This window comes from Polaromonas sp. P1_G2 (assembly GCF_056405515.1).
Genome location: NZ_JBFUBY010000013.1, coordinates 14,907 through 33,778, shown reverse-complemented (window position 1 = coordinate 33,778; position 18,872 = coordinate 14,907). Strand labels below are relative to the sequence as shown.

General features: G+C 65.3%; 17 protein-coding genes. 16 read left to right on the top strand and 1 reads right to left on the bottom strand.

The annotated features are described in order from the left end of the window. Positions 1 to 1,967, top strand: a 1,967-nt coding sequence (locus tag AC1D0P_RS03010; RefSeq protein ID WP_477675326.1) for an ATP-dependent DNA helicase, incomplete at its 5' end; no start/stop codon positions are given. On the opposite strand, the gene AC1D0P_RS03005 is transcribed toward AC1D0P_RS03010, so the two are convergent. After that, positions 1,930 to 2,754, bottom strand: coding sequence for an outer membrane protein assembly factor BamD (locus AC1D0P_RS03005; RefSeq protein WP_477675325.1), 825 nt, complete (start codon positions 2,752 to 2,754; stop codon positions 1,930 to 1,932). The genes AC1D0P_RS03010 and AC1D0P_RS03005 overlap by 38 nt on opposite strands. Positions 2,755 to 2,771: 17 nt before the next feature. Here AC1D0P_RS03005 and AC1D0P_RS03000 point away from each other — a divergent pair, with 17 nt between their 5' ends. From AC1D0P_RS03000 to hflK, 15 genes are all read left to right on the top strand, one after another. Further along, positions 2,772 to 3,806: an RluA family pseudouridine synthase gene (locus tag AC1D0P_RS03000; RefSeq protein WP_477675324.1), complete on the top strand. Its 1,035-nt coding sequence runs from the start codon at positions 2,772 to 2,774 to the stop codon at positions 3,804 to 3,806. Between the two features lie 121 nt (positions 3,807 to 3,927). After that, a complete protein-coding gene (gene scpB / locus AC1D0P_RS02995) occupies positions 3,928 to 4,749 on the top strand; it encodes an SMC-Scp complex subunit ScpB (RefSeq protein ID WP_477675323.1) in 822 nt (273 codons plus the stop codon). A 3-nt stretch (positions 4,750 to 4,752) separates the two neighbouring features. After that, complete coding sequence (locus AC1D0P_RS02990) at positions 4,753 to 6,333, top strand: pseudouridine synthase (RefSeq protein ID WP_477675322.1); 1,581 nt, start codon at positions 4,753 to 4,755, stop codon at positions 6,331 to 6,333. A 127-nt stretch (positions 6,334 to 6,460) separates the two neighbouring features. Further along, positions 6,461 to 6,886, top strand: a complete 426-nt coding sequence (gene ndk / locus AC1D0P_RS02985; protein WP_122956648.1) for a nucleoside-diphosphate kinase — start codon at positions 6,461 to 6,463, stop codon at positions 6,884 to 6,886. A gap of 80 nt (positions 6,887 to 6,966) precedes the next feature. Beyond that, on the top strand, positions 6,967 to 8,115 hold the full coding sequence (gene rlmN / locus AC1D0P_RS02980; RefSeq protein ID WP_477675321.1) for a dual-specificity RNA methyltransferase RlmN: 1,149 nt from the start codon (positions 6,967 to 6,969) through the stop codon (positions 8,113 to 8,115). Continuing rightward, positions 8,112 to 8,930: a type IV pilus biogenesis/stability protein PilW gene (gene pilW / locus AC1D0P_RS02975; protein ID WP_477675320.1), complete on the top strand. Its 819-nt coding sequence runs from the start codon at positions 8,112 to 8,114 to the stop codon at positions 8,928 to 8,930. The genes rlmN and pilW overlap by 4 nt, the downstream gene beginning before the upstream one ends. Next, positions 8,923 to 9,948, top strand: a complete 1,026-nt coding sequence (locus AC1D0P_RS02970; RefSeq protein ID WP_477675319.1) for a RodZ domain-containing protein — start codon at positions 8,923 to 8,925, stop codon at positions 9,946 to 9,948. The genes pilW and AC1D0P_RS02970 overlap by 8 nt, the downstream gene beginning before the upstream one ends. 2 nt (positions 9,949 to 9,950) lie before the next feature. Then, positions 9,951 to 11,225: a flavodoxin-dependent (E)-4-hydroxy-3-methylbut-2-enyl-diphosphate synthase gene (gene ispG, locus AC1D0P_RS02965; protein ID WP_477675329.1), complete on the top strand. Its 1,275-nt coding sequence runs from the start codon at positions 9,951 to 9,953 to the stop codon at positions 11,223 to 11,225. A 5-nt stretch (positions 11,226 to 11,230) separates the two neighbouring features. Next, positions 11,231 to 12,580, top strand: a complete 1,350-nt coding sequence (gene hisS, locus AC1D0P_RS02960; RefSeq protein ID WP_477675318.1) for a histidine--tRNA ligase — start codon at positions 11,231 to 11,233, stop codon at positions 12,578 to 12,580. Positions 12,581 to 12,673: 93 nt separating this feature from the next. Further along, positions 12,674 to 13,366 carry a YfgM family protein gene (locus tag AC1D0P_RS02955; protein ID WP_477675317.1) on the top strand — a complete coding sequence of 231 codons (693 nt, stop codon included), beginning with the start codon at positions 12,674 to 12,676 and terminating at the stop codon, positions 13,364 to 13,366. After that, positions 13,363 to 14,517: an outer membrane protein assembly factor BamB gene (gene bamB, locus AC1D0P_RS02950; protein ID WP_477675316.1), complete on the top strand. Its 1,155-nt coding sequence runs from the start codon at positions 13,363 to 13,365 to the stop codon at positions 14,515 to 14,517. Before AC1D0P_RS02955 ends, bamB begins: the two co-directional genes overlap by 4 nt. Positions 14,518 to 14,547: 30 nt before the next feature. Next, on the top strand, positions 14,548 to 15,891 hold the full coding sequence (gene der, locus AC1D0P_RS02945) for a ribosome biogenesis GTPase Der (protein WP_477675315.1): 1,344 nt from the start codon (positions 14,548 to 14,550) through the stop codon (positions 15,889 to 15,891). A 69-nt stretch (positions 15,892 to 15,960) separates the two neighbouring features. After that, positions 15,961 to 16,212 carry an RNA chaperone Hfq gene (gene hfq, locus AC1D0P_RS02940; RefSeq protein ID WP_007871209.1) on the top strand — a complete coding sequence of 84 codons (252 nt, stop codon included), beginning with the start codon at positions 15,961 to 15,963 and terminating at the stop codon, positions 16,210 to 16,212. Next, positions 16,209 to 17,390, top strand: coding sequence for a GTPase HflX (gene hflX / locus AC1D0P_RS02935; RefSeq protein WP_477675328.1), 1,182 nt, complete (start codon positions 16,209 to 16,211; stop codon positions 17,388 to 17,390). Before hfq ends, hflX begins: the two co-directional genes overlap by 4 nt. A gap of 57 nt (positions 17,391 to 17,447) precedes the next feature. Next, positions 17,448 to 18,872, top strand: coding sequence for an FtsH protease activity modulator HflK (gene hflK / locus AC1D0P_RS02930; RefSeq protein WP_477675314.1), 1,425 nt, complete (start codon positions 17,448 to 17,450; stop codon positions 18,870 to 18,872).

The following is an 18,872-nucleotide window of genomic DNA, read 5'->3' as shown; positions in this document are numbered from 1 at the left end:
GCGGTGTGCTGTCGCGGGCGGCTGAGCATTTCAGGCCGCGCGGTGGGCAGACCGAGATGGCCCTGGCCGTGGCACGCGCCATCGAGGGGGCGTATCCCCTGGTGGTCGAAGCCAGCACCGGCGTTGGTAAAACTTTTTCCTACCTGGTCCCGGCCCTGCTGAGTGGCGAGTGCGTGCTGCTGTCGACCGCGACCAAGGCTTTGCAGGACCAGCTCTTCGGCCGCGACCTGCCGCGCCTGGTCGAAGCGCTGGGGCTGCCCGTAAGCACGGCCTTGCTCAAGGGGCGAGCCAGCTATCTCTGCTTGCACCGCATGGAAATGGCTCGCCAGGAGGCTTATTTGCCCGACGGCGTCTCGGTGCGCGCCCTGGCCAGGATCGAGGAGTGGTCCAAGGTGACACGCACCGGCGACCTGGCCGAGCTGCCGGGGCTGGACGAACGCTCCCCCATGATCCCGCTGGTGACYTCCACGCGCGAAAACTGCCTGGGCGCCCCATGCCCGCGATTTCGCGCCTGCCATGTGAACCTGGCCCGCAGGGAGGCCATGGCGGCCGACGTGGTGGTGATCAACCACCACCTGTTTTTTGCCGACCTGGCGGTGCGTGAGTCCGGTGTGGCCGAACTGCTGCCGTCGGTGCGCATCGCGATCTTCGATGAAGCGCACCAGCTCAACGAAACCGGCGTGCAATTCCTGGGCACCAACCTGACCACCGGACAGCTGCTGGATTTCGCGAGGGACATGCTGGCCACCGGCCTGCAACTGGCCCGCGGGCTGGTTGACTGGCAGGAGGTGGTATCCGCCGTCGAGCATGCCGCGCGCGAGCTACGGCTGTGCGCCGGCAAGCAGTACCCCGGAACCAAGCTCAGGTGGGTGGATGAATGCCCCGAAGGCCTGGATGCGGACGAGTGGAACGGCGCGCTGCAAGCCGTTCATGCTTCCTGTGAGCAGGCCTGCGCCGCCCTGGATACCGTCAGCGAGATCGCCCCCGATTTCGTCCGTTTGCATGAACGCGCCGCCGAGCTGGCTGAACGCGCCCGGCGCTTTGTCCATGCTTGCGAACCGGGCTGTGTGCGTTGGGCCGACGTGGGCACCCAGCTGCGGCTGGTTGAATCTCCGCTGGATATTTCCAAGGCCGTCAAGAGCAAGGTGCTGGGCGGCGGGACCGGCGCCGATAAAACCTGGATATTCACCTCAGCCACCCTGGGCGACGATGACAAGCTCAGCTGGTTCACCCAGCCCTGCGGGCTGGAGGATGCCGAGGTCTTGCGGGTGGGCAGCCCTTTTGACTACGAACGCCAGGCCGCGCTCTATGTGCCGCCGGCTTTTCCCAAACCGGGCGACCCCGCCCACACCGTGAAGGTGGCCGAATCTGCCGCCAGGTGGTCGCGACGCCTGGGCGGCCGCACCATGGTGCTGACCACCACGCTACGGGCCTTGCGCACCATCGGCGATGCGCTCAGGGAAGCCTTCCAGGAATCGTCCGACATGGAGGTACTGGTGCAGGGCGCTATGCCCAAGCGCGTGCTGATCGAGCGCTTCCGCGAGGGCAACGCCAACGGCGGCAAGGGCTGCGTGCTGGTGGCGTCGGCCTCGTTCTGGGAGGGCATAGACGTCCCCGGCGACGCRCTGCAATTGGTCATCATCGACAAGCTGCCGTTCCCGCCGCCGAACGACCCGCTGGCCGAAGCCCGCTCAAAATTACTGGAGTCACAGGGACGCAGCGCGTTCAACGATTATTTTCTGCCCGAAGCGGCTGTCGCGCTCAAGCAGGGCGCGGGCCGGTTGATACGCCGCGAGAGCGACGAGGGCGTGCTGGTGGTCTGTGACAGCCGCCTGGCGTCCATGGGCTACGGCAAGCGCCTACTGAGGGCGCTGCCGCCCATGCGCCGCCTGGCATCAGAGCAGGAACTGGCGGACAGGCTGGACGCCCTTACCAGAACTTGTACCAGGGATTGTCTGCAGACTTGAAGCCCTTGGTGATGAAGTGGCTCTGGGGGTAGTTTTTCTCCATGATGCGGCGGGTGTCGTCGCGCAGCTCGGCCATACCCAGGGCATCGTAGGATTTGTACAGGATGTAGATGGCTTCTTCCAGGGCCGGCACATCGCGATAGTCGGCGATCGCGCTTTGCGCGCGGTTGATGGCGGCCACGTAGGCACCGCGCGAGTAGTAGTAGCGCGCCACGTGCACTTCGGACTGCGCCAGCGAGTTCACGATGTAACTCATGCGCAGGCGGGCGTCCGGGGTGTACTTCGATTCGGGGAAACGGGTGACCAGTTCCCTGAATGATTCAAACGATTCCTTGGCGGCCTTCTGGTCGCGTTCAGAGAGATCCTGGCGCGAGATGAAGCCAAAAATGCCCAGGTTGTCGKTGAAGTTCACCAGGCCCTTGAGGTAGAGCGCATAGTCGTAGGCAGGGCTGGCGGGGTGCAGCTTCATGAACCGGTCCAGCGTCGCGATGGCCTGGGGCTGCTCACCGCCTTTGTATTGGGCGTAGGCTTTTTCGAGCTGGGCTTGCTGGGCCAGCGGCGTGCCCGCCGCGCGGCCTTCGAGTTTTTCGTACAGGGGAATGGCCTTGTCGTAGGCCCCCGAACTCGCTTCCTCTTTGGCTTCGGCGTAGATCTTGTTGGGGCTCCAGGAGGCCGTCTTGTCGGGGGCCGGTGTGCTGGAGCAACCGGCGATTACGAAGGACAGTGCGCAAACGGCTGCAAAAAGCGGCATTGCATTGGGAACAACCGATAATTTGGTGGAAAACATTGCAATCGACCTTCTTGATGACTGATTCAGAACAAAGCAAATTAATTATATCGGCCGCTGCTGCGCCCGAAAACGTCCCGGACGAAGCCCAGGAGGAGGGGGATACCACGGCCGAGATGGAATTGCGGCAGGTGATGGTTCCCGCAGAGAGTCACGGCAGCCGGCTTGACCGCGCTTTGGCTGCCATTGTGCCCGAGTTCTCGCGCACTTATCTCCAGCAACTCATTGAAGCCGGCGTGGTCAAACTGGGCGGTGTTCCGGCGACCAAGGCCTCTGCCAAAGTCAAGGCCGGCGATGAGCTCCTGATCGAACTGCGGCCCACGCCGCAAAGCCAGGCCTTCAAGCCCGAGGCCATGGCGCTGGACATCGTGTTTGAAGACGCTCACCTGATGGTGATCAACAAGCCCGCGGGGCTGGTGGTGCACCCGGCGCCCGGCAACTGGAGCGGGACCCTGCTCAACGGGCTGCTGGCGCACGACCCGCAGGCCGTGTTCCTGCCGCGCGCCGGCATCGTCCACCGCCTGGACAAAGACACCAGCGGCCTGATGGTGGTCGCCCGCCAGCGCACCGTGATGGACCAGCTGGTCGGCCTGATCGCCGCCCGCGACGTGAACCGGGAGTATGTGGCCCTGGCCCACGGCGCCTGGCAGGGCGCAAAGACTCGCCAGGTCGACGTCCCCATAGGCCGCGACCCGCGCAACCGGCTGCGCATGGCGGTGGTGGACCTGGAAAAGAACGCCGGCAAAACCGCCTCCACCGTGGTCTCGCTGCTGCAAACCGCCGGCAAGCACTGCCTGGTGAGGTGCAAGCTGCATACGGGGCGCACTCACCAGATCCGGGTCCACATGGCGTTTCTCGGCCATCCCCTGGTGTCCGACGAACTTTATGGCGGGGCGCCCGCGGCGGGGCTGGGCCGCCAGGGCCTGCACGCCTGCCGGCTGGCCTTTGAGCACCCGGTGACCGGCGAGGCCATGGAGTTCAAATCCGGGCTCCCCGCCGACCTCCAGGCCGCCGTGGCCGGTTTGGGGCTGATATACAATCAAATTCAGTAGTTTCCAGCTACCTGCACCATGGCTCCTGACGGGAGATTGCGCATGGATGCATGCGCGAACTAGCGCCGAACCCACGTTTTCCCGGCCTTTTTTTCCGCCCTTTTTCGGAACGACCACAATCATGAATACGACGGATGCAAAGCGCGTCCTCGAAACAGCACTTATTTGCGCGCAGCAACCGCTGCCACTGCGTGAAATGGGTGTCCTGTTCAACGGGGTACTGACAGCCGACAGCCTCAAGCTGGTGCTTGAAGAGTTGCAGAACGACTGGTCGGGCCGCGGCGTTGAACTTGTGCACGTCGCGACCGGCTGGCGTTTTCAAAGCCGGCCCCAGATGCGCGAATACCTGGACCGGCTGCATCCCGAAAAACCGCCGCGCTACAGCCGAGCGACGCTGGAAACGCTGGCCATCATTGCCTACCGCCAGCCGGTGACGCGCGGCGACATGGAAGACATTCGCGGCGTGACGATCAACAGCATGATCCTCAAGCAGCTCGAAGACCGCGGCTGGGTGGAGGTCATAGGCCACCGGGAGACCGTGGGACGGCCCGCGCTGTACGCGACCACCCGGCAGTTCCTCGACGACCTGGGGGTCGAGTCGCTGGACCAGCTTCCCGTCATGGACAGCAACACTTCCACGCCGGTCGCGATGCTCGAGCAGATCGAATTCGGCATGGCCGGGCTGGCGGATGGCGCGCCGCAACTGCAGGGGCTGGAACTTGCCGCGCAGGACGCAGCTCCCGCTGAAGAGCTTGCTGACGCAAGCGAACATCCTGCATCGGCGGACTCCCCGGAATCCCCCGAATCGGCCGGCACCGCTGAAGCGGCTGACGCGCCCGAACTCGCGGAGGTACTCGCCGAGGCCCCGCTTTCGCAGTCCACCGAGGACGGTGACTCCGAACCCTCCGACCAGGCCGACGGCGATTTCCCCGCACGAATGTAAAAAATGACCCAACAAGATCCCCCCGCCTCCGAACCCGTGGACGTGCCCGCTGGTGAAGACCAGACCAAGACGCTGGCCCAGGAGCCGCTTGTGCAGGAGGCTACCGAGGTGGCCAGGGGCCGCAACGCCGCTCCCGCCGTCGGGGCGATACGGTTCGAAGACGTGGTGACGGGGCAGTTTGACGCCGACGAGGAAGACGTTGCCCTCGCACCGCCCAAGCGCGTGCTGTCGCCGCAACCCGAAACCCCCAAGCTGCACAAGGTGCTGGCCCAGGCCGGCCTGGGCTCACGCCTGGAGATGGAGCAACTGATCCTGGAAGGGCGGATTTCCGTCAATGCCGAGCCGGCCCACATCGGGCAGCGCATCCAGTTCGGCGATACGGTCAAGGTCAACGGCAAGCCGATCCGGGTGCGTATAGACCCGCCGCCCCCGCGCGTGATCGCCTATCACAAGCCCACGGGTGAAGTCGTCACGCACGACGACCCGCAGAACCGGCCGACGGTTTTCCGGCGCCTGCCCAAGCTGTTCCAGGGCAAATGGCAATCGGTGGGTCGCCTCGACCTGAACACCGAAGGCCTGTTGCTGCTGACCAGCTCCGGCGAACTGGCCAACAAGCTGATGCACCCGCGCTTCGGCCTGGAGCGCGAATATGCGGTCCGCGTGCTGGGCGCCCTGAACAATGAAGAGAAAAAGCGCCTGCTCGAAGGTGTGACCCTGGATGACGGCGTCGCCCAGTTCAGCTCCATCGAAGCCGGCGGCGGCGAGGGGGCCAATTGCTGGTACCGCGTCACCATTTCCGAGGGGCGTAACCGCGAAGTGCGGCGCATGTTTGAGGCCGTCGGCCATGCCGTCAGCCGTCTGATCCGCATCCGCTACGGCGCCATGGTGTTGCCGCGCGGCCTCAAGCGCGGTGCGTTTGTCGAACTGGACGAGCGCGATATCTGGGCCTTGACGAGCGCGCTGACGCGCTCCGAATCCCGCGCTGGCGCGCGCGCGATTACCGGAGGCCCGCAGGCAGGCGCGCCCGGCGGCGAGGGCGGCGAGGCGCGCCAGGGGCGTGGCCCGCGTCGGAACGAGCGGCCGCGCGGTGGGCGTGACCGCTTTGCGGCGCCACCGGCCGATGTGAACGCCTCCAATGCCGCGCCGCAGGACGGCGCCGAGCAGGAGCCCGATGACTCACAACCGCCGCTTCCGCGCAACGACTCCGCGCCGCGGGGCAACCGGCGCCGCGGCGGAAAAAGCCGGGGGCAGGGCGGCAACGCCGGCCCCGGCCCCCGCAGCGGGCCGCCTCCGGGCAACGGCATGCAGGGGCAAAAACGGCGTGATGACCGCGGCGATCGTGGTGATCGCGGCGACAAGCTTCCCGGCGGCGCTCAGCCCGATCCCATGAAAACCTCGTTTGGCTACATCGGCGCGGACACTTTCACGCGGCAACGCCAGGGCCAGGGGCAACAGCGCCGCGGCGGCGGCTCAGGCATGGGCGGCAGTAACAATGCCGGCGGCCAGCGCCGTAGTGGCGGTGGCGGTGGCGGAAACCGCGGGGGCGGCAATCGCGGCGGTGGAAACCGTGGCGGAAACCGCTGAGCATTCCGCAGAAGCACTCCGGATCACAGGGTTGATCTGAACCGCAGAGCCCACAGGTTAAAATCATGGGCTTTATTCAATTTTTGAATAATTTAAAAATCCAAAAAATCCAAGTTAAGGAACTCTCATGGCAATCGAACGCACTCTCTCCATCATCAAACCCGACGCAGTCGCCAAAAACGTGATCGGCCAGATCTACGCGCGTTTTGAAGCCGCCGGCCTGAAGGTCGTGGCTGCCCGTATGGCTCACCTGTCGCAAGGCGAAGCCGAGGCTTTCTACGCCGTGCACAAAGAGCGTCCTTTCTTCAAGGACCTGGTTTCCTTCATGATTTCCGGCCCGGTGATGATCCAGGCGCTGGAAGGCGAAGGCGCCATCCTGAAAAACCGCGACCTGATGGGCGCCACCGACCCGAAGAAGGCCGCCGCCGGCACCATTCGCGCCGACTTCGCCGACAGCATTGACGCCAATGCCGTGCACGGTTCCGATGCCGCGGAAACCGCCAAGGTGGAAATCGCCTTCTTTTTCCCCGGCATGAACGTCTACTCGCGTTAAACCATGTCCGACCCCATGCCTTGCTACCCCTTTCCAGGGCCGTCGCTTGCTTGGGGCGGTTCAGCCGGCTGCCTGCTGCGATGACGGCCAACCTTCTTGATTTTGATCTGGATGGTTTGGCCGCCTTCTGCGAGCGGCTCGGTGAAAAGCGCTTTCGCGCCACGCAGCTCTTTCGCTGGATCCACCAGAAGGGGGCGACCGATTTCACGCAGATGACGGACCTCGCGAAGTCCCTGCGCGAAAAGCTCCCCGAGTCGGCCCATATCGAGGGCCCCAAAGTTGTCTCCCGCCACGACTCCGCCGACGGCACCATCAAATGGCTGTTCGACGTCGGCGCCGGCGATGTCATTGAAACCGTTTTCATTCCCGAAACCGACCGCGGAACCCTGTGTATTTCCTCGCAGGCCGGCTGCGCCGTCGGCTGCCGTTTCTGCTCGACAGGCCATCAGGGCTTCAGCCGCAACCTGACCACCGGGGAAATCATCTCCCAACTGTGGTTTGCCGAACACTTCCTGCGCCAGCACCTGGGCCGCGAGGAGCGGGTGATTTCCAACGTCGTCATGATGGGCATGGGCGAGCCTCTGCAAAACTACTCGCAGCTGCTTCCCGCGCTCAAGGTCATGCTGGACGACCACGGCTACGGCCTGTCGCGGCGCCGGGTGACGGTGTCCACTTCGGGCGTGGTGCCCATGATTGACCGGCTTGCCAAGGACTGTCCTGTGGCCCTGGCCGTCTCGCTGCATGCGCCGGAAGACGCGCTGCGCGACAACCTGGTGCCGCTGAACAAAAAATACCCCATTGCGGAATTGCTGGAGGCCTGCACCCGTTACCAGGCCTCGGCGCCCCGTGATTTCATCACCTTCGAATATTGCATGCTCGATGGCGTGAACGACCAGCCCGAACACGCGCGCCAGCTGGTGTCGCTGGTCCAGGCCCACGCGGCGCGCGGCCTGTCCTGCAAATTCAACCTGATTCCCTTCAACCCGTTCCCGGCCTCCGGCCTGAAGCGTTCCGACATGCCGCAAGTCAGCGCATTTGCAAAAATCCTGATGGATGCGGGCATCGTGACCACCGTGCGCAAAACCCGCGGCGATGACATTGACGCGGCCTGCGGGCAGCTCGCGGGCGATGTGCAGGACCGCACGGGTGTGGATCAGCGCATGGCCGCCCAGCGGCAAGGTATGCTCGGGGGAATTAAAGTCGTTGTGGCCAAGGGGATGGGTGTATGAGGTTTCTCTCCAATGTGATCTGGTTGCCGGTGTGCTGGCTCGTCGTGATGCTGGCGGGATGCGCCGGCCACCCGGGCGCCCCCGGCGCCGTCGGGGCTTCCGGCGGCCGCAGCGACATCGTCACCGAATCGGACGAGCCCGACGGGCGCCGGCGTGCGCGGCTGCGGCTTGAGCTGGCCTCGGGCTACTTCGAACAGGGCCAGACCAATGTGGCGCTCGATGAAATCAAGCAATCGCTGCTGGCCGACCCGAGCTTCGGCGACGCCTACAACCTGCGCGGCCTGGTGTACATGCGCCTCAACGACATTCCAATGGCCGAAGACAGCTTTCGCCGCGCGCTGGCGCTGAATCCGCGCGACGCGGACGTGGCCCACAACTACGGCTGGCTGATGTGCCAGCAGGCGCGCTTCGCCGACGCGATGCGCTTTTTCGGCCAGGCGATGTCCAATCCCACCTATGGCGGCAGGGCCAAGACGCTGATGACGCAAGGGGTCTGCCAGATGCGTGCCGGGCAGCGCGCCGAGGCCGAGCAAAGCCTCATGCAGTCCTACGAACTGGACGCGGGCAATCCTGTGACCGGTTACAACCTGGCCCATCTTTTGTATGAGCGCGGTGAACTGACACGCGCCCAGTTCTACATCCGCCGCATCAACAACAGCGACCTGGCCAACGCCGAAAGCCTGTGGCTGGGCATCAAGACCGAGCGCAAGCTGAACAACCGGGAGTCGGTGCTGCAACTGGGCGACCAGCTGAAAAAGCGGTTTGCGCAGTCCCGCGAAGCGGCTGCCTATGAAAAGGGCTCTTTCAATGAGTGAGCTTGACCTGACACCAGCGGGGCAGTTCGGGGGTGAGGCGGCGCCTGCCGGTTTCAGCCACAGCGGCATGCCGGCGCCAGATGCGACTGCGGGCGGCCTGCTTCGCCAGGCCCGGGAGGCGGCGGGCATGCACATTGCCGCGCTGGCGGTGTCGCTCAAGGTGCCCGTAAAAAAACTGGAAGCACTGGAGCAAGACCGCTTTGACCTGCTGCCCGATGCCGTTTTCGTGCGTGCGCTGGCCTCCAGCGTGTGCCGCACCCTCAAACTCGACGCCGCCCCGGTGCTGGGCCTTTTGCCCCAGACCAGCGCACCCAAGTTGACTTACCAGGGCGCGGGCATCAACGCCCCGTTCCGCTCGCCGGGCGAGGGCCCCGGGCCGTCGATCTGGACCCAGGTTTCCAGGCCGGCCGTGCTGGCGGGACTTCTCCTGCTGCTCGGAGCCCTGGTCCTGATTTTCCTGCCGGCCGTCAAGCACGACGGCAGCAAGACGGAAACCGCCGATACCACCATGCCGCCGGGCGGCGCCGACGCCGGAAAACCGCTGCCGGTGGCCATCGCCGGCCCGGGCCTCGCCGACATCGCCAAGCCGGCCGAACAGTCCAACGCGCCTGTTGCCGCTGCCAGTGCGGGCGCCGCCTCGACGACGGTTCCCTTGTCTCTCTCGACACTGCCGCCGGCGGTGCTTAGCCCTACACCGCCAGCCGCCGTCGCTGCTCCCGCGCCGGCCGTCGTCGCACCCGCCGCGCCGGCACCTGTGGCCGCCGCCTCGCAGGCGATGCCTGCGGGCATCGTGACTTTCCGCGCCAAAGGCGAATCCTGGGTGGAAGTGACCGACGCCAAGGGCACGGTCGTGCTGCGCCGCACCCTGACGGCCGGTGAGGTCGCCGGCGCGTCCGGCGTATTGCCGTTAGCCGCCGTGGTCGGCAAGGCCGACCTTACGCAGGTGCAGGTGCGCGGGCAGGCCTTTGACCTGAACGCGGTCGCCAGGGACAACGTTGCCCGCTTCGAGGTGAAATAGTGCTGCAGGCCTGCCTTCCTATCGAGTCCGCCTTCCCCAAGGCGCGGCGCTCCCTCCAGGCGCAGGTCGCCTGGGGTTCGCGCATCGTCACCGTGGGCGGCGACGCGCCTGTACGCGTTCAATCCATGACCAACACTGACACGGTGGACGCCATAGGCACCGCCATCCAGGTCAAGGAACTCGCGCTGGCGGGCTCCGAGATGGTCCGCATCACGGTCAACACGCCGGAAGCCGCCCAGGCCGTGCCTTACGTGCGCGAACAGCTGGACCGCATGGGCGTCGACGTGCCCCTGATCGGCGATTTCCACTACAACGGCCACCGGCTGCTGACCGACTATCCCGCTTGCGCGGAGGCCTTGTCCAAATACCGCATCAATCCCGGCAACGTCGGCAAGGGCGACAAGCGTGACCGCCAGTTCGGCCAGATGATCGAAGTCGCCATGCGCTGGAACAAGGTCGTGCGCATCGGTGTGAACTGGGGCAGCCTGGACCAGGAACTGCTGGCCAGCCTGATGGATGAAAACAGCAAGCGCACGGTGCCTTGGGACGCGCGCCAGGTGATGTATGAGGCCTTGATCACCTCCGCGGTGGACTCAGCCCAGCGCGCCGAGGAAATGGGCATGGCCCGCAACCAGATCATCCTGTCCYGCAAAGTCAGCGGCGTGCAGGACCTGATCTCGGTCTACCGCGAGCTGGCCCGGCGCACCGACCACGCGCTGCACCTGGGCCTGACCGAAGCTGGCATGGGCACCAAAGGCACGGTGGCCTCGGCCACGGCGCTGGCTATCCTGTTGCAGGAGGGCGTGGGTGACACCATACGCGTCTCCCTGACCCCGCAGCCGGGCGAAGCCCGCACCCAGGAAGTCGTGATCGCCTCCGAAATCCTGCAGGCGCTGGGCCTGCGGACATTTGTCCCCAGCGTGACGGCCTGCCCGGGATGCGGCCGCACCACCAGCACCACCTTCCAGGAACTGGCCAAGCAGATTGACGACTTCCTGCGTGCCCAGATGCCCGTCTGGCGCGAACAATACCCCGGCGTCGAAGGCCTCAAGGTCGCCGTGATGGGTTGTATCGTCAACGGCCCGGGCGAAAGCAAGCATGCCGACATCGGCATCAGCCTGCCCGGCTCCGGCGAGGCACCGGCCGCGCCGGTGTTCATCGACGGCGAGAAAAAGCTGACCCTGCGCGGTGACAACATCGCGCAAGAGTTCCAGGTCATCGTTGAAAACTACATTGAAAAACGCTTWGGCACGCAAGCCGTCGCCGAGGCCGTCTAACACCCATGGTTGAAAAAACAGCTGCCGCGACGGCGGAGAAGCCCGCTTTGGCGAAGACGGAAAAGCTCACCGCCGTCAAGGGCATGAACGACATCCTGCCGCCCGAATCGGCGCGCTGGGAATGGTTCGAGGCCAAGGTGCGCGCGCTGATGGCGCGTTATGCCTACGCCAACGTGCGCACGCCCATCGTCGAGCCGACGGCGCTGTTCGTGCGCGGCCTCGGCGAGGTCACCGACATCGTCGAAAAAGAGATGTACTCCTTCGTGGACTCGATGAACGGCGACAAGCTCACGCTGCGCCCTGAGGCCACCGCCGGCATCGTGCGCGCGATGGTCGAGCACAACGCGCTGTACAACGGGCCCATGCGGGTCTGGTCCGCGGTGACGCTGTTCCGCCACGAGCGGCCGCAGAAGGGGCGCTACCGCCAGTTCCACCAGATCGACGTCGAAGCCCTGGGCTTTGCCGGGCCTGACGTGGATGCCGAGCAGATCCTGATGTGCCGCGCGCTGCTGCGCGACCTGGGCATTCCCATGGAGCACGTGCGGCTCGAACTCAACAGCCTGGGCCAGCCCGGCGAGCGCATGGCGCACCGCGCCGCGCTGATCGCCCACTTCGAGGCGCACGCCGAGGTGTTGGACGAGGACGCAAGGCGCCGGCTGCACAGCAACCCGCTACGCATCCTCGACACCAAGAATCCCGCCATGCAGGCTATCGTCGAGGCGGCGCCGCAACTGATGGACTTCCTTGGCGAAGCCTCGCTCGCGCACCTGAACGCGGTGCGCGCGGTGCTTGACGCCGCCGGCGTGGCCTACCGCATCAACCCGCGCCTGGTGCGCGGCATGGACTACTACAACCTCACCGTGTTCGAATGGATCACCGACAAGCTCGGCTCGCAGGGCACGGTCTGCGGCGGCGGGCGCTACGACGGCCTGTTTGAGCAGTTGGGCGGCAAACCGACGCCGGCGGTCGGCTGGGGCATGGGCGTGGAGCGCATGCTGCTGCTGCTCGAAGCAGTCGGCGTGCTGCCGCCCGAAAACGCGCCCGACGCCTACGCCATCCTGCCGTCGGCCGAGGCCTTGCCCGCCGCCATGGCAGCCTGCGAAGCCCTGCGCGGCGCTGGTATCAAGGTGCAGATGCACGGCGGCACGGGGGAGGGCATGGGCAGCATGAAATCCCAGTTCAAAAAGGCCGACGGCAGTGGCGCGCGCTATGCGCTGATTTTCGGCGCGGACGAGCTCGCCCAGGGCCACGTGGCCGTCAAACATCTGCGCGGCGAAAAAGACCAGGCCTTGCAAGCCCAGGTACTCCAGCCGCTGGCCGATGTGGCGGCCTGGGCCGGCACCTTGCGCGGCTGAACACCGGGACGCGCCGGCGGGCGCATGTCCTCGGGCCTCTACAATCACCCCAACTCAATCCGCGCCGTCACCGGGCCGCACAAGAAGACTTTTATGGCAAAACATCTCGATTTGGAAGAACAGGAACAGCTTGACGAACTCAAGCACTTCTGGAAGCAGTACGGTGACAGGATCACCTGGACGCTGATTGTGGTGCTGGGCGTTTTCGCGGCCTGGACCGGCTACCAGTACTGGGAGCGCACCAAGGCGGCGCAGGCCGCGGTCATGTACGAAGAAGTCGAGCGCTCCGTGCAGTCGGGCGACGCGACCCGGATCGACCGCTCCCTGGCGGACATGAAAGAGCGTTTCAGCAGCACGGCTTATGCCCAGCAGGCCGGTTTGCTGGCCGCCCGGGCTTATTACGACAAGGGCAATGTCGACTCCTCGCGCGCTGCCCTGAACTGGGTCGCCGAAAAAGCCTCCGACGAGGGTTACCAAGCCATCGCGCGCCTGCGCCTGGCGGGCCTGCTGCTCGAAAAGAAGGCGTATGACGAAGCGCTCCAGCAGGTTTCGGGCACTTTCCCCAAGGGTTTCACGGCGCTGGCCGCTGACCGCCGCGGCGACATCCTCGCCGCCCAGGGCAAAAAAGCCGAAGCCAGGGCGGAATACGAAAAGGCCTACAAAGACCTCGACGAGCGCGCCGAGTACCGCCGCCTCGTGGAAGTCAAACTCAACGCGCTGGGCGTAGACCCGGCAGCCAAGGCCAAATCCGAAACCCCCGCATCGAATCCCGAGGTGAAGAAATGATCCATTCGTCTTTCCGGCCCCTGGCCCAGGCCGTGCGCACACCGGCCCTCATCCTGCTGGTGGCCGCCTTGGGCGGATGCTCGATGTTCGGCAGCGGCCCTGCCAAGCCCCAGCCCGCTGAGCTCCAGCCCGTGACGGCCTTGGTGGCCGCCCGACAGACCTGGACCACGCGCGTCGGCCAGGTGAATTTCCCGTTGCAGACCGGAGTTTCCGRCAACAGCGTGGCGGTGGCCAGCGGCGATGGCACCGTGGCCCTGCTGGACGCCCAGACCGGCCGCGATGTCTGGCGCCTTGCGCTGAACACACCGCTGGCCGCGGGCGCCGGCAATGACGGCAAAGTCGTGGCCGTGGTGACCAAAGCCAATGAAATCGTCGCCTTGCAGGGCGGCCGCGAGCTGTGGCGCCAGAAGTTGGGCGCCCAGGCTTTCACCGCGCCTTTTGTGGCCGGCGAGCGCGTGTTTGTGCTGGCCGCGGACCGTTCGGTTACCGCCTTCGACGGGCAGACAGGGCGCAAGCTCTGGGCCCAGCAGCGCCCCAACGAACCCCTGATCCTGCGCCAGTCCGGCGTGATGCTGGCTGTCGGCGACACCCTGGTGGTAGGCCTGGCCGGCCGCCTGGCCGGCCTGAACCCTTCCAACGGCAGCATCCGCTGGGAAGCTCCCATTGCGACGCCGCGCGGCATCAATGACGTGGAACGCCTGGTCGACCTGGTCGGGCGCGTCAGCCGGCAGGGCGACGTCGTGTGCGCGCGGGCTTTCCAGGCCAGCGTCGGCTGCGTCAACGCCGCGCGCGGCAACCTGCTCTGGACCAAGCCCGCCAACGGCGTGCAGGGCCTGGACGGCGACGACCGCTTTGTCTTCGGCACCGAAGCCGACGGCAACGTGATTGCCTGGCGCCGCACCGACGGCGAACGCGCCTGGACCACGGACCGCCTGCGTTACCGCAGCCTGACCGCACCTGTGGTGGTGGGGCGTTCCATCGCCATCGGCGACTTCTCGGGTTTTGTGCACCTGCTGTCGCGTGAAGACGGCTCCCTGCTCAACCGCCTGCCCACCGACGGCACCGCCATCGCGGCCACCCCCGTGCTGGTCGGCAACACACTGATTGCCGTCACCCAGGGCGGCGGTATTTACGGCTTCCAGCCCCAATAAAGGGCCTTAGGCCCTGCCTGAAACTGATTGATGAAACCTGTCATTGCGCTAGTCGGCCGCCCCAACGTGGGCAAGTCGACGCTTTTCAACCGGCTGACCAAGACGCGGGATGCGATCGTGGCCGACTTTGCCGGCCTGACGCGGGATCGTCATTACGGTAACGGCAAGCTGGGCCCCCACGAATACATCGTGATCGACACCGGCGGCTTTGAGCCCGACGCGGCCTCCGGCATCTACAAGGAAATGGCCAAGCAGACCCGGCAGGCGGTCGCCGAGGCCGACGTGGTGGTGTTTGTGGTCGATGCCCGCGCCGGCATCAGCGCGCAGGACCACGACATCGCCAAATACCTGCGCAAGCTGGGCAAGCCCACGGTGCTGACGGCCAACAAGGCCGAGGGCATGACCGAAGGCGTGCAGCTGTCCGAGTTCTTCGAGCTGGGCCTGGGCGAGGTGCTGCCGGTTTCCGCCTCGCACGGCCAGGGCATGCGCTCGCTGGTCGACATGGCGCTGGCGCCGCTCAAGCTGCCCGACCCGGAAGAAGAAGCCGAGCCTCAGGATCCCTCCGTCATCCGCCTGGCCGTGGCCGGACGCCCCAATGTCGGGAAATCCACACTGATCAACACCTGGCTGGGCGAAGAGCGCCTGGTGGCCTTTGACCTGCCCGGCACGACCCGGGACGCCATTTCGGTGCCTTTTGAACGCGCCGGGCAGAAGTTTGAGCTCATCGACACCGCCGGGCTGCGCCGCAAAGGCAAGGTCTTCGAGGCCATCGAGAAGTTTTCCGTCGTCAAGACCCTGCAGGCCATTGAAAACGCCAATGTGGTGCTCTTGCTGCTGGACGCCACCCAGGGCGTGACCGACCAGGATGCCCACATCGCCGGCTACATCCTGGAAAGCGGGCGTTCGGTGGTCCTGGCCGTCAACAAATCGGATGCGGTGGACTCCTACCAGCGCGAACTGCTGGAGCGTTCCATCGAAACCCGGCTGGGCTTCCTCAAGTTCGCCTCCATCCATCCGATTTCGGCCATCAAGCGCCAGGGCCTGGGCCCGGTCTGGAAGTCCATCGTGCAGGCCCATGCCTCGGCCAACCGCAAGATGTCCACCCCGGTGCTGACCCGGTTGCTGCTCGAGGCGGTGCAATTCCAGCAGCCCCAGCGGTCCGGCGTGTCCCGCCCCAAGCTGCGTTACGCCCACCAGGGCGGCATGAACCCGCCCATCATCATCATCCACGGCAATTCGCTGGAGCACGTCACCGAGTCGTACAAACGCTACCTCGAAGGGCGCTTCCGCAAGGAGTTCGACCTGGTCGGCACGCCCCTGCGGATCCAGATGAAAAGCTCGCACAACCCCTTTAAGGACAAGGAATCGGCCTAGGACTACATGGCCGGGCCCACGCCCTGTGGTAAGGTCAGGTTCTATTAACTTTTGAACACGGAAAATATCGTGAGCAATAACAAAGGCCAGCTCTTGCAGGATCCATTTCTCAACACCTTGCGTCGCGAGCATGTTCCTGTATCCATCTATCTCGTCAACGGGATCAAATTGCAAGGCCAGATCGAATCCTTCGATCAATACGTGGTCCTGCTTCGCAACACTGTGACCCAGATGGTCTACAAGCATGCGATCTCCACCATCGTTCCGGGCCGCGCGGTGAATTTCGCGACCAGCGAGTCTGAAGAAAGCCCCGCCAGCTGAGTTCTTTCAATGCTCCGGTGAACCCGAAACCCCTTGTGCTTCTTGTCGGGGTGGATCTCGGATTCCCGAACTTTGATGCTGGCCTGCAGGAACTGGGTTTGCTCGCGCAAACAGCGGGCCTGCAGCCGGTTGCGCGCGTCACCTGCAAGCGCAAGGCGCCCGACGCCGCCTTGTTCATCGGCAGCGGCAAGGCCGACGAAATCAAGCTGATGGCGCTGGACACCGGTGCCACCGAAGTCTTGTTCGACCAGTCCTTGAGCCCGGCGCAACAGCGCAACCTGGAGCGCCACCTGGACATGCCGGTCAACGACCGGACCCTGCTGATTCTCGAAATTTTCGCCCAGCGCGCGCGCAGCCACGAGGGCAAGTTGCAGGTCGAACTTGCCAGGCTGCAATACATGTCCACGCGCCTGGTGCGGCGCTGGTCCCACCTGGAGCGGCAGACCGGCGGTGCCGGCGTGCGCGGCGGTCCCGGTGAAAAGCAGATCGAGCTCGACAAGCGCATGATCGGCGACGCCATCAAACGCACCAAGGAGCGCCTGGGCAAGGTCAAGAAGCAGCGGCAGACCCAGCGCAAGCAGCGCGAGCGCCGCAATTCCTTCACGATTTCCCTGGTGGGCTACACCAACGCGGGCAAGTCCACGCTCTTCAATGCGCTGGTCAAGGCGCGCGCCTATGCGGCCGACCAGCTGTTCGCCACGCTGGACACCACCACGCGGCAGCTCTACCTGGGCGATGCCGGGCGTTCGGTGTCGCTCTCGGACACCGTGGGTTTTATCCGCGACCTGCCGCACGGCTTGATAGACGCCTTCGCCGCGACCCTGCAGGAGGCGGCCGATGCCGACCTGCTGCTGCACGTGGTGGACGGCGCCAATCCCGACTACCTTGAGCAGATCGAACAGGTGCAGCGCGTGCTCTCGGAGATCGGCGCGGCCGATGTGCCGCAAATATTGGTGTTCAACAAGCTGGATGCCATTGAAAAGAACAACTTCCCCCTGCACCTGCAGGACATGTTCGAACTCAGGGACGCGTTTGAGGGCTCCAGCCGCAGCGTTGAACGGGTGTTCGTGAGCGCCCAGACAGGCGAGGGCCTGCCGCTTCTGCGGGCCTTGCTGGCCGGTTATGCGGCCAACCCGCCGGCCGAGGAAATCCCCCTGACTGCCGAGGACCTTGCCTGATATGGCGAATTCATTAGGCACAATGTCGGTGTAATGAAAAAAAGTGAGTTTGATCCCATGAATCTGAACCCCGTGCTGCAGACTTTGACGACCTTGCCAGGCCGGCTCAGGCATCGCGCCCAAGGCMTGTTCAACCTCAATGATCCGCGCTGGGGCCGGGACGACGACAAAGCCTCGTCCGACGACAGCAAGCCCGAGGCACCCCGGGACGACAAGCAGCCGACCCGACCCGCCAATCGCCCGCAAGGGCAGGGCCCCAACCAGGGCCCCCCCGACCTCGACGAACTCTGGCGCGACTTCAACCGTAAGCTGGGCGGCCTTTTCGGCGGCGGCAAGAACAACCCCAATCGCGGCGGTTTCGGCCGCGGCAACGGCGGCGGAGGCGGCGGAAATAACGGCGGCTTCCAGCCCGACATGAAAAGCGCCGGCATCGGCGTCGGCCTGATCGCCAGCGTCGCCGCGCTGATCTGGCTGGGAACCGGGTTTTTCATCGTCCAGGAAGGCCAGCAGGCCGTCATCACCCAGTTCGGCAAATACCACTCCACCGTGGGCGCTGGCTTTAACTGGCGCCTGCCTTACCCGGTCCAGCGCCACGAGATCGTCGTGGTCACGCAAATCCGTTCGGTGGACATCGGCCGCGACGTCATCATCAAGGCCACCGGCCTGCGCGACTCCGCCATGCTGACCGAGGACGAAAACATCGTCGAGATCAAATTCGCCGTGCAGTACCGCCTGAACGACGCGCGCGCCTACCTGTTTGAGAGCAAGGACCCGGCCGCCGCGGTGGTRCAAGCCGCCGAGACCGCCGTGCGCGAAGTTGTCGGCAAGATGAAAATGGATTTGGCACTCGCCGACGAGCGCGACCAGATCGGCCCGCGCGTGCGCACCCTGATGCAAACCATCCTGGACCGCTACAAGGTCGGCGTGGAAGTCGTTGGCATCAACCTGCAGCAAAGCGGCGTGCGTCCGCCCGAGCAGGTGCAGTCGGCCTTCGACGACGTGCTCAAGGCAGGCCAGGAACGCGAGCGTGCCAAGAACGACGCCCAGGCCTATGCCAACAACGTGATCCCGCGCGCCGTCGGTTCCGCCTCGCGCCTGAAAGAAGAGTCCGAAGCCTACAAGGCCAAGATCGTGGCACAGGCCCAGGGTGACGCGCAGCGCTTCCGCTCGGTGCTGGCCGAATACCAGAAGGCGCCCCAGGTCACGCGCGACCGCATGTATACCGACACCATGCAGCAGGTCTATACCAACGTCACCAAGGTGCTGGTCGACTCCCGCCAGGGCAGCAACCTGCTGTACCTGCCGCTGGACAAGATCATGCAGATGAGCTCCCAGGGCGGCGATGCCGCGGTTCCCGGCGAAACACCGCTGATCCCCGGCTCGGCCTCTTCATCCACGCCCGCCGCGCCCACCTCCAGCCTGCCACCCCTCGATGCCCGTTCACGCGACTCCGCCCGTTCGCGCGACCGTGAAACACGCTAA